The organism is Achromobacter sp., assembly GCF_057314935.1.
This window is the reverse complement of sequence record NZ_DBHKZA010000136.1, coordinates 1-8,561: the sequence shown is the minus strand read 5'-3', so window position 1 is coordinate 8,561 and position 8,561 is coordinate 1. Positions and strand designations below refer to the sequence as shown.

Here is an 8,561-nt window from a genome sequence, read left to right as displayed (position 1 = left end):
GGCGGCGTTATTGCTGTTCGACGCCCGCCTTCTTGAACAGCTCGGCCCACTGGGGCACTTGCTGCTTGACCTTGGCGTCCAGCGCTTGCGGATTCGCCTCGGAGGTCAGCACGGTAGCGCCCAATTGCTTCATGCGGTCCTGGAACTTGGGGTCGGCCAGACCCGTCTGCAGGCTCTTGATCAGCTTGTCCACGACGGGCTTGGGCGTGCCCTTCGGCACCCACATCCCGTGCCAGATGCCCACGTCAAAGCCCTTGTAGCCGGACTCGTCCATGGTGGGCAGATTGGGCAGCGTGGGGACGCGCTTCAGGCTGGTCACGGCGTAGGCCTTGACCTTGCCGCTCTCGATCTGCTGCGTGGTGTTGGTGGTCTGGTCGCAGAGCAGGTCGACCTGCTTGCCCAGCAGGTCGTTCATGGCCGGGGCGGTGCCCTTGTAGGGAATCGTCAGCAGTTGCACGCCCAGCGCTTCGACCAGCATGGTGCCGCACAGATGGCTGGCGGCGCCGATGCCGGCGTTGGCCAGCGAAACCTTGTCCTTGTTCTGTTTGACGTACTCGGCCAGTTCCTTGATGTTGTTGGGCGGGAAGTCCGAGCGCGCGATGATGGTCATGGGCACGTCGACGACCAGGCCGATGGGCTCGAAGCTCTTGTACGGATCGTAGCCGGGGTTCTTGTACAGCGACGGCGCGGTGGAGAAGCCGGCGTGCATCAGCAGGATGGAGTAGCCGTCCGGCTGGGCGCGGGCGACTTGCGTCGTACCGATGGTGCCACCGGCGCCACCCTTGTTTTCGACCACAACCGTCTGGCCCAGACTCGGCCGCATGGCTTCCGCCAGCGAGCGGGCGACGTTGTCGGTCGGGCCGCCTGCGGCGAATGGCACCACCATATTGATGGGGCGCTCCGGATATTCCGCGTGGGCGGCGCCGGCCGCGAGCATGGCGCTGGCCGCGAGCAGGGCCGAAAGCGTGCGGGGAATTAGGGTCATGAAGTCTCCAATTGCAGGGTTTTGCTTGCTGCGATTTAGTTTTGACCGCTGACTTTTGATTTGTATTTGTCTGTCATCAGCGTGAAAGCAGTTTAGAAAAGAATTGATACGCCGTCATGTCCGGTATTTCCCGAATCATGGGAAATTCTTGAGCAGGATCAAAGTCATGCAGGGGCATGCACCGTTAAAGTGCAAATACTTGTTGCGTTGCACAAAAACTGCTTGACAAGAAATCCTGCCAGTCTAGAATGTGAATTGTGCAGTGCATCAAACGGGCCGGCGGTAGCTTGTAGTACCAGTTTCCGCGCACGTTTTAATTTTTCGTCGCAGACAACCATCCTGACTTGCCGGAAGCTTCCGGCTACCCATAAAGGAGCATCCTATGAGCGCAATTCCGCAACAAGTTCTGGACCGTCAAAAGGCCAGCATCAACACTTTCGTGGCCGCCCAGTCCGCCGTTTTCGCCGGCTTTGAAAAGCTGGTCGAGCTGAACCTGAAGGTCGTTCGCGCTACCCTGGACGAAGTCGCCCAGCGTTCGCAACAAGCCGCCGAAGTGAAGGACCCGCAAGAAGCCGCGGCGTTCGCCTCCGGTCTGCTGCAGCCGGGCGCCGAAAAGGCCATGGCTTACACCAAGCACGTGTATGACATCGTTGCCGGCGTCCAAGGCAGCCTGGTCAAGCTGACCGAAGAACAGATCGCCGAAGGCCAGCAACAGCTGAGCGAAGCCGTTGACCAGTTCTCGAAGAACGCACCGGCCGGCTCGGAAAGCGCCGTTGCCCTGTTCAAGTCCTCGCTGGCCACCGCGACCAGCGCCTACGATTCCGTCACCAAGGCCGCCAAGCAGGCTGCTGAAGTCGCCGAATCGAACCTGAATGCCGCCGCCAACGCGACCTTCAAGGCTGCAACGGATGCCGCCGATGCCGCCACCAAGGTTGCCAACCGCAGCCGTCGCAGCGCCTAAGTCTCTGACGCGCGATGCTGCGTAAATCGCAGTAATGTAGTACTGTTGAGTGACAGAGCAGAGCTGGAATTAGGGCCACCCACCGGGTGGCCCCTTTTTTTTGTGCGCTTGCTCAATAAAAGCGCCCCACGTGGGGCAGCGATTTTATTTTCCCGACACCGCGCGCACGCATTCGCCCACCAAGGCGGGGCCGCGATAGATCAGGCCGGTGTACAGCTGCACGGCATCGGCGCCGGCGGCCATTTTTTCGCGGGCCTGCTGGCCCGACAGCACACCGCCTACACCGATGATGGCCAGGCTGTTGCCCAGCTGTTCCTTCAGGCGGCGGATCACCTTCAATGACAGTTCATGCACCGGCGCGCCGGACAGGCCGCCTGCTTCGTCCGCGTGCGCCTGGCCCGCGACCGAGTCGCGCGACAGCGTGGTGTTGGTGGCGATGACGCCGTCGATGCCGTGGCGCGGCAGCGTGTCGGCGATCGCATCGATCTGCTCTTGCGTCAGGTCGGGCGCGATCTTCACCGCCATCGGCACGCGGCGCTGGTGCTGGTCTTCCAGTGCCCGGCGCTTGTCCGCCAGTTGCGCAAGCAGCGCCGACAATTCGTCGCCGCTTTGCAGCGCGCGCAGGTTCTTGGTGTTGGGCGACGAGATATTCACCGTCACGTAGTCGGCGTGGGGGTACACGCCCTCCAGGCCAATCAGGTAATCGTCGGCGGCGCGCTCGATCGGCGTATCGGCGTTCTTGCCGATGTTCAGGCCCAGGATGCCGCCTTGCTTGCGCCACTGGCTGCGCTGCACATTGGCCAGGAACGCGTCCAGGCCCTGGTTGTTGAAGCCCAGCCGGTTGATCAGCGCGTTGGCGCGCGGCAGGCGGAACATGCGGGGCTTGGGGTTGCCGGGTTGCGCGCGCGGGGTGACCGTGCCGACTTCGATGAAGCCGAACCCCAGATTGCCCAGCGCGTCGATATAAGCGCCGTTCTTGTCCAGGCCCGCCGCCAGCCCGATCGGGTTGGCCAGCTGCATGCCCATCAGCGTGCTGGGCGACTTCGGCTGCGCGTGCATCAGCTTGCGCGTGGCGCCGCACTCATAGGCGCGTTGCAGGCCCGACAGCGTGACTTCGTGGGCGGTTTCCGCATCCATGGCGAACAGCGCCGGGCGGGCCAGGGGATAGGCGTGGAAGAGGATAGACATGGGGCGGAATTGTAGAGCCAATTTCGCCGGCCTTGCGGCAGCGCCGAGGGCTCGCAGGCGCGCGGGCGGAAGAAATCAGGGGGACGGAACGACCCGGTCGCGCCATTCGCCGTCGGCCAGGAATTGCGCGGGGTGGAAACTGGACTTATAGGACATCTTGCGGCTGTCCTCGATCCAGTAGCCCAGGTATAGCCAGGGCAGGTTCAAGTTGCGGCACTGTTCGATCTGCCACAGGATGCTGTAGGTGCCCAGACTGCCTTCGACGTCGGGATCGTAAAAGGTATAGACCGACGACAAGCCGTCGTCCAGCACGTCGATGATGGACACCATCATCAGCACCCCGTCGGGGTCGCGGAATTCCACCAATCGCGTGTTCACGCGGCTGGTGAGCAAGAACTGCGCATATTGGGTGCGGCTGTCTTCGTCCATGCCGCCGCCCGGGTGCCGCCCCTGTTGATAACGCGTATACAGCCGGTAATGCTCGGGCGACCACGCCAGTTCGGCCACGAAGGACTGCAAATCCTGGTGGTCGCGCCAGGCGCGGCGCTGACTGCGGTTGGGCGCAAATCCGGCGGTATCCACGCGCACGGGCACACAGGCCTGGCAGTTGTCGCAATGGGGGCGGTACGTGAACAGTCCGCTACGGCGAAAGCCTTGCTCGACCAGTTGGGAGTAGGTGCCCGCGTTGATCAGGTGGCCGGGCGCGGCGACCTGCGACCGGGCCTGTCGACCCGGCAGGTAGCTGCAAGGGTAGGGAGCGGTTGCGTAGAACTGCAGCGTGGAGAAGGGAAGTTCTTTGAGCTGGCTCATGGGGAATTACGCATCGCGACGGCAAGTCCGCGACGGGATGGCTACATATTAACGCTTAAGTCGGCGTCGGATGCGGCATCGGGCAACAGGCGTCCACCGCTGTCCAGGATGCCCCGCGTCCACGGGATGGGCGTTTGCGCCGTCGCCTGGCGCACGTGCTGCAGAAAGCGCGTCCGGGCGATGGGCCGGGCGCCCAGGCTGGCCAGGTGCCGCGTCTGCTGCTGGCAATCGATGCATTGCACGCCATGGCCGCTCAGGTAGCGCACCAGGTAGGCCAGCGCGATCTTCGACGCGTTGGGCACGCGGGTGAACATGGATTCACCGAAGAACATGCGTCCCAGGCTGATGCCGTACAGGCCGCCGGCAAGCTCGCCATCGATCCAGGTCTCGATGCTGTGCACGTACCCGGCCTGGTGCCAGCCGGCGTAGGCCTGCTGCATGGCGCTGGTGATCCAGGTTCCCGGCTGGCCATCGCGCGGGGCGGCGCAGTGCGCCATCACCTGCGGGAAGACGGTGTCCACGCGCACTTGCACCCGGGGTGACGCGTCGTGTTCCTGGCTGGCGATCTGGCGCAGCAGCTTGCGCAGCGAATGCGAAGGCGAAAAATCCTTCACTGCCAGCACCATGCGGGGGTCGGGACTCCACCACAGCACCGGTTCGCCTTCCGAATACCACGGGAAGATCCCGTTGGAGTAGGCCTGGATCAGGCGCTCCTGGGACAAGTCCGCACCGGCTGCCAGCAGGCCATCAGGATCCGTCAGCGCGAATTCGGCTGGCGGAAATGGGGTGTCGGCGGCAAGCCAGGGCAGCTTCAACGGTGCGATTCGAGGGTGTAGTGGTGGGGGACGAAGACGCCTTGCTTGCGGTCTTCAAAGTAGTGCCGCAGCGTCGTGGCCACCGTGCGGAACGCCAGATCGTCCCAGGGGATCTCGGCTTCGTCGTACCAGCGGGCTTCCAGGCTTTCGGGGCCGGGATCCAGTTCTGGCCCCAACGCCTGGGCCAGGTAGAACACGTGCACCTGGTCGATCTGGGGCAGGTCGATCAGCGTGTAGAGCTCGCCCAGCTGGATGCGCGCGCCGGATTCTTCCAGCGTTTCGCGGGCTGCGCCCTGCGCGGTGCTTTCACCCAGTTCCATGAAGCCGGCGGGCAGCGTCCACGTGTTGTAGCGCGGTTCGATCGCGCGCCGGCAAAGCAGGATGCGGTTTTCCCAGACCGGGACCGTGCCGACCACCAGCCGCGGGTTCTGGTAGTGGATCGCGCCGCAGTGATCGCAGATGTCGCGTTCACGGTTGTCGCCTTCCGGCACCCGGCGATTGACGGGCGTGCCGCACTGGCTGCAAAAAAGCGAACGGCGGGGGGCGGGGAAGTATTCGATGGACGGTTTCGCGGTCATGGGTAGGATTCTAACGGCTGCGGCGGGCAGTGGCGCGCCGCCCGGGGGCGGCAGGGGCCGGGACGCCGAAGCGCGCTTCCAGGTGTTCGACGAAAGACCGCACCTTGGGCGACAGGAAGCGCCGGTGGGGATAGATGGCGTACATGGAAATCGGGGTGTGCGCGTAGTCGTCCAGCAGCGTCACGAGCCGTCCGGCACGGATATCGTCGCCGACCAGGAACTCGGGCTGCAGGATGACCCCGTGCCCCGCCAGCGAGGCGGTGCGCAGCACGTCGCCGTTATTGGCGCGCAGCGCCGCGTTCACGCGGACCAGATGCGTGACCCCGTCTTTCTCGAAATGCCATTCGTTGCCGGTGCTGGCGTAGGCGTAGTGCAGGCAGCGGTGCTGCTTCAAGTCTTCGGGCGTCTTGGGCGTGCCATGGCGCTTCAGGTAGGCAGGCGCGGCGCAGACCCGCAATTGCTGTGGCGCCAGCGGGCGGGCCACCAGCGAAGAATCCAATAGCGGGCCGATGCGCACCGCCACGTCATACCCGTCTTCCACCAGGTCGACGACGCGGTCATTCAAGTCCAGATCGATGACGACGTCGGGATAGCGTTGCAGATATTCGGCGATGGCGGGTCCCAGGTGCAGGATGCCGAACGACACCGGCGCGCTGACCCGCAGGCGGCCGCTGGGGCGCTGGCCTTCGGCCTGCAGCGACAGCTCCAGGTCGGCCACTTCAGCCAGGATGGGGCGCACGCGGTCATAGAAGGCGCGCCCGGCATCCGTCATGCTGAGCTTGCGCGTGGTGCGGTTCAAGAGGCGCACGCCGTACTTCTGCTCCAGATAGGCGATCTGCCGGGTCACGACGGACCGGGCTTGGCCCATCTTGTCGGCGGCGGCCGCGAATGAGCCCAGTTCCACGACCTTGGCGAAGGTCTGCATGGCGGTGTGGGTGTCCAAGATTGTTTCCTAACGGGGAACAATAATTTGCAATTCTGCATGTTTATCTTTGTTTTTGGAATCGCAAGAATAGCGCCCAAGATGAATCTTCCCGTATTGGGCGATTCCTGAACCGCTCAAGGAGAGCCCCCATGATTGATACCCGTACCGCGCCTTACGCCGCGCTGTTGCTGCGCGTCGCCCTCGGCGTCATGTTCCTGGCCCACGGCCTGACCAAGCTGCTGGTGTTCACGCTGCCTGGCACCGCGCAGTTCTTCGCCAAGATCGGTTTCGCCGGTTGGCTGGCCTATCCGGTCACGTTCTTTGAAGTCGCCGCGGGCGCGCTGCTGATCCTGGGCATCGTGCCGCGCTGGGTCGCGGCGATTGCGGTGGTGCAGTTGTTCGTGGCGTCCACCGTCCACTTCGGCAATGGCTGGGGCTTCAGCAACGCGGGCGGCGGCTGGGAATACCCGATCTTCCTGACCGTGGGGGCTGCCGTGCTGGCGCTGTTGGGCGACGGCAAGTTCGCGCTGATCAAAAGCGGCCGCGGCTGATCGCTGCGCGCATCAGACTGTCTACCGAGGCGGTCATGGTCGAAGGGGCGGCCGGCTCATAGAATGAGCCGGCCGTCCTTTTCCATTCAGGAGTCTTGATGATTGTTTCGATGCGATTGATCCGACGCGCCGCGGGCGCCGTGTTGCTGGCCGCCGCCTTGTCGCCTGTCGCCCAGGCGAGTCCCGAGCAAGAGGCCGCCAACAAGGCCGCCGTGCTGGCCTTCTACGAGAAGGGGCTGAACCAGAAGGATGCGGACGCCGCCCTGAAGTATGTGGGCGACCGCTACGTGCAGCACAACCCGAACGCGGCCGACGGCCCTGAAGGCTTCCGCAAGTTCGTCGCCTTCCTGCGCGACAAATTCCCGAAGTCGCATAGCGAGATCAAACGCGTCTTCACGGATGGCGACTACGTGATCCTGCATGTGCACGCGGTGCGCGAGCCGGGCACGCGCGGCAATGCCATCATCGATATTTTCCGGCTTGAGCAGGGCAAGATCGTCGAGCATTGGGACGCGGTGCAGCCCATTCCGGAGCAGTCCGCCAACACCAACGGCATGTTCTGATCGGGGGGCGTCGATTCCGGCCCGGCCGGATCAGTCTTGCTTCGTGCGGGGGTTGGGATCGAACCCCAGCGTCTGCGCGACGTCGTGTCCGGCAATCGCGCGCAGCGGCGCGGCTGGATAGGCATCCGGCCAGGAAGCCTGGATCACTTGCCCCGCGGTCAGGTCGGCCAGCGCATCCAGCAAGGGCGCGCCGTGGTCTGACACCAGCTTTTCCAGCAGCGCGGGCAGGTCCCGGTCCAGCACGATCGCCCCGCCTGCCGGCGTCATCGCATAGAGCTGGCCGGCATCATCCAGCCACCATCCGCTGACGGATTCGACCGGCACGTTCGTGTGGGTGACCAGGCGGCTGCTGTCGTCACTCAAGCGCAAGACGAACGGGGCGGCATCCAGGCGCAGGAAGACGCGTTGCGGCCCGTTCTGGAAGAACCAGCGGCCCGCGTCGTCGTGCTCATAGTTGCGGTTGATGAAATCCAGGATCTGGCTGTTGGTGATGGATTCGCCTTCGCCGCCTTGCGCGGCCTGGCCTTGCGGATGCAGGCGCCAGCGGCCGCGGCCGTCCAGCGACAGCCAGCCGAACACCGCAGGCACATCGGGCCAGCGGGCGATTGCGTCCTTCACCGATTGATCCATGTTCAGGGCCGGATGATGATGGGGGGCGGGTTGATGATGATGGCCGGCGCCGTCATGGGCATGACGACCTGCGGCGGCGCCATGTAGCCCTGGCGGTAATCGTCACGGCACTTGCGCTTTTCCTGGTATTCGCCGTTGCGCTTCCATTTGCGCTCGACCCTGCAGTTGCCTTCCCAATACTTCTCTTTGTACTCGCGGCCGTGGCGATGGTGGTGGCGGTCGGAATCGGCTTCGGCCGCCAGCGGCGCGAGCGACAGCACGGCGGCGGTGGACAAGGCCAGCAAAGGGGAATAGGCGCGGGAACAGGCGCGGAAATTCAGAATGAGGTGCATGGGTTCGACGTCAGATGAAAACGGCGTCACCATAGCAATCATTCGATTGACAGCGCGTAGGGATGCGTAACGAGATGCTGGGGGAGGGGGAAAAGATGCTGGAGGCGCAAGCCGGAATCGAACCGACGTACACGGATTTGCAATCCGCTGCATAACCACTCTGCCATTGCGCCAGCACTTGCAAGAAAAAAGGAAGCGCGGTGTTGGCCGTTGCTTCCTTTTT

At 64.0% G+C, this 8,561-nt stretch carries 11 protein-coding genes and 1 tRNA gene; 3 read left to right on the top strand and 9 right to left on the bottom strand.

The genetic code is table 11. From position 1 onward, the window contains the following. Positions 1 to 7 precede the first annotated feature (7 nt). Complete coding sequence (locus ACO6D5_RS28595; protein WP_485827255.1) at positions 8 to 985, bottom strand: tripartite tricarboxylate transporter substrate binding protein BugD; 978 nt, start codon at positions 983 to 985, stop codon at positions 8 to 10. A 382-nt stretch (positions 986 to 1,367) separates the two neighbouring features. On the opposite strand from ACO6D5_RS28595, the gene phaP reads away from it, so the two are divergent. Beyond that, on the top strand, positions 1,368 to 1,946 hold the full coding sequence (gene phaP, locus ACO6D5_RS28590) for a TIGR01841 family phasin (protein ID WP_006227698.1): 579 nt from the start codon (positions 1,368 to 1,370) through the stop codon (positions 1,944 to 1,946). Between the two features lie 144 nt (positions 1,947 to 2,090). Here the strand turns inward: phaP and ACO6D5_RS28585 are convergent, their stop codons facing one another. The 5 genes from ACO6D5_RS28585 to ACO6D5_RS28565 form a co-directional block, all read right to left on the bottom strand. Continuing rightward, on the bottom strand, positions 2,091 to 3,134 hold the full coding sequence (locus ACO6D5_RS28585) for a quinone-dependent dihydroorotate dehydrogenase (RefSeq protein WP_485827254.1): 1,044 nt from the start codon (positions 3,132 to 3,134) through the stop codon (positions 2,091 to 2,093). Between the two features lie 75 nt (positions 3,135 to 3,209). Next, on the bottom strand, positions 3,210 to 3,944 hold the full coding sequence (locus tag ACO6D5_RS28580) for an arginyltransferase (RefSeq protein WP_485827253.1): 735 nt from the start codon (positions 3,942 to 3,944) through the stop codon (positions 3,210 to 3,212). A gap of 41 nt (positions 3,945 to 3,985) precedes the next feature. Further along, entirely contained in the window at positions 3,986 to 4,759 is a 774-nt protein-coding gene (gene aat, locus ACO6D5_RS28575; protein ID WP_485827252.1) for a leucyl/phenylalanyl-tRNA--protein transferase, read from the bottom strand. Further along, on the bottom strand, positions 4,756 to 5,337 hold the full coding sequence (locus ACO6D5_RS28570; RefSeq protein ID WP_280025882.1) for an NUDIX hydrolase: 582 nt from the start codon (positions 5,335 to 5,337) through the stop codon (positions 4,756 to 4,758). The genes aat and ACO6D5_RS28570 overlap by 4 nt, the downstream gene beginning before the upstream one ends. Before the next feature lie 10 nt (positions 5,338 to 5,347). After that, positions 5,348 to 6,280 carry a LysR family transcriptional regulator gene (locus ACO6D5_RS28565; protein WP_485827251.1) on the bottom strand — a complete coding sequence of 311 codons (933 nt, stop codon included), beginning with the start codon at positions 6,278 to 6,280 and terminating at the stop codon, positions 5,348 to 5,350. Positions 6,281 to 6,411: 131 nt separating this feature from the next. Between ACO6D5_RS28565 and ACO6D5_RS28560 the strand changes: the two genes are divergently transcribed. Both ACO6D5_RS28560 and ACO6D5_RS28555 read left to right on the top strand, forming a co-directional pair. Further along, positions 6,412 to 6,813, top strand: a complete 402-nt coding sequence (locus tag ACO6D5_RS28560) for a DoxX family protein (protein ID WP_485827250.1) — start codon at positions 6,412 to 6,414, stop codon at positions 6,811 to 6,813. Positions 6,814 to 6,911: 98 nt separating this feature from the next. After that, complete coding sequence (locus ACO6D5_RS28555; protein ID WP_485827249.1) at positions 6,912 to 7,376, top strand: nuclear transport factor 2 family protein; 465 nt, start codon at positions 6,912 to 6,914, stop codon at positions 7,374 to 7,376. Between the two features lie 30 nt (positions 7,377 to 7,406). Here the strand turns inward: ACO6D5_RS28555 and ACO6D5_RS28550 are convergent, their stop codons facing one another. The 3 genes from ACO6D5_RS28550 to ACO6D5_RS28540 all read right to left on the bottom strand — a co-directional run bounded on the left by ACO6D5_RS28550 (position 7,407) and on the right by ACO6D5_RS28540 (position 8,511). Beyond that, the gene (locus ACO6D5_RS28550; protein WP_485827248.1) at positions 7,407 to 8,006 is read right to left on the bottom strand and encodes a DUF2946 family protein; all 600 of its coding nucleotides are present in this window, start codon (positions 8,004 to 8,006) and stop codon (positions 7,407 to 7,409) included. 2 nt (positions 8,007 to 8,008) lie between these two features. Continuing rightward, entirely contained in the window at positions 8,009 to 8,338 is a 330-nt protein-coding gene (locus ACO6D5_RS28545; protein WP_485827247.1) for a hypothetical protein, read from the bottom strand. Between the two features lie 99 nt (positions 8,339 to 8,437). Beyond that, positions 8,438 to 8,511 (bottom strand) — tRNA-Cys (locus ACO6D5_RS28540). Positions 8,512 to 8,561: the final 50 nt, after the last annotated feature.

Excerpts from the sequence above, each read along its gene's own strand:
- ACO6D5_RS28550 (WP_485827248.1), bottom strand. The coding sequence starts at position 8,006 with ATGGATCAATCGGTGAAGGACGCAATCGCCCGCTGGCCCGATGTGCCT.
- phaP (WP_006227698.1), top strand. The coding sequence starts at position 1,368 with ATGAGCGCAATTCCGCAACAAGTTCTGGACCGTCAAAAGGCCAGCATC.
- ACO6D5_RS28580 (WP_485827253.1), bottom strand. The coding sequence starts at position 3,944 with ATGAGCCAGCTCAAAGAACTTCCCTTCTCCACGCTGCAGTTCTACGCA.
- ACO6D5_RS28585 (WP_485827254.1), bottom strand. The coding sequence starts at position 3,134 with ATGTCTATCCTCTTCCACGCCTATCCCCTGGCCCGCCCGGCGCTGTTC.
- ACO6D5_RS28545 (WP_485827247.1), bottom strand. The coding sequence starts at position 8,338 with ATGCACCTCATTCTGAATTTCCGCGCCTGTTCCCGCGCCTATTCCCCT.
- ACO6D5_RS28560 (WP_485827250.1), top strand. The coding sequence starts at position 6,412 with ATGATTGATACCCGTACCGCGCCTTACGCCGCGCTGTTGCTGCGCGTC.
- ACO6D5_RS28555 (WP_485827249.1), top strand. The coding sequence starts at position 6,912 with ATGATTGTTTCGATGCGATTGATCCGACGCGCCGCGGGCGCCGTGTTG.
- ACO6D5_RS28595 (WP_485827255.1), bottom strand. The coding sequence starts at position 985 with ATGACCCTAATTCCCCGCACGCTTTCGGCCCTGCTCGCGGCCAGCGCC.
- ACO6D5_RS28570 (WP_280025882.1), bottom strand. The coding sequence starts at position 5,337 with ATGACCGCGAAACCGTCCATCGAATACTTCCCCGCCCCCCGCCGTTCG.